The sequence below is a fragment of the Mariniflexile jejuense genome (genome assembly GCF_042675665.1).
GTDB lineage: Bacteria > Bacteroidota > Bacteroidia > Flavobacteriales > Flavobacteriaceae > Mariniflexile > Mariniflexile jejuense.
Window position 1 is genome coordinate 1 of record NZ_JBHTJI010000004.1, and the last position, 785, is coordinate 785.

The following is a 785-nucleotide window of genomic DNA, read 5'->3' on the forward strand; positions in this document are numbered from 1 at the left end:
AACGAATTGGTATAAGAATAGTGCGCCAATTAAAAAAAGTCACGTTCATAACCTATAACATCGTAGCGCATTATTTTTATACGGTGTTGTGTTTAGTTTTAGTCACATGTCCAAAGCTCAAGTTTTCCTAGGTGATGATGATAATGTAAAAATAGATGAATTATCAAGAAAAATCATAAAAGACTTAGATGGTTATACTTTTAATCAGATAGAGACTTGTTTTTATAATATTATGAATCAAATTAAGTCGTCGTTAGTCATAAATTGTTCATGTATGCTTGATTTGAAAGACGAAATTCTTTAAACCAATTACTGCCTAATCTAATGATTTCACCGCCTTTTAACATTATAGTATCATTGTCAATTCCTCCAATAAGGTCTATGTTTAACTTAAATGTTTTTGATGGTATGCCACCTCTTAAAGATTGTCCATTACCGTCACATGGTGTTGCTGTTACTTTAATAAATCTCATATTTTTTATTTTTAATTAGTTAACGTTTAATTTGTCAGTCGCACGCAACAGTTGCGCACTGATTTGGTCAGTCATAATAAGAGAGAGGTTTGTAAATATTTCAAACTAAGTAATGTTTAAAGGGCTTGTTGCTACGAGCTAAAAAGTCCGAACAGTTTTCGCATCCCTTACGAGGGAATCCTGAACATAACACTAAATAGAAATCTTTATCTACTGGCGACCTCTCTCTATTTTTATATTTTTAAATTGCTAATGCTTCTCGTCTTTACTCATGTGTAGGTGGTTTTTAATTAAACACAACGTTTATGTATA

Annotated in this window: 1 protein-coding gene; it reads right to left on the reverse strand. The window is 31.3% G+C overall.

The window, feature by feature from the left end; all coding sequences use genetic code 11:
- Positions 1-257: 257 nt before the first annotated feature.
- The gene (locus ACFQ1R_RS11380) at positions 258-473 is read right to left on the reverse strand and encodes a hypothetical protein (protein WP_379926343.1); all 216 of its coding nucleotides are present in this window, start codon (positions 471-473) and stop codon (positions 258-260) included.
- Positions 474-785 lie beyond the last annotated feature (312 nt).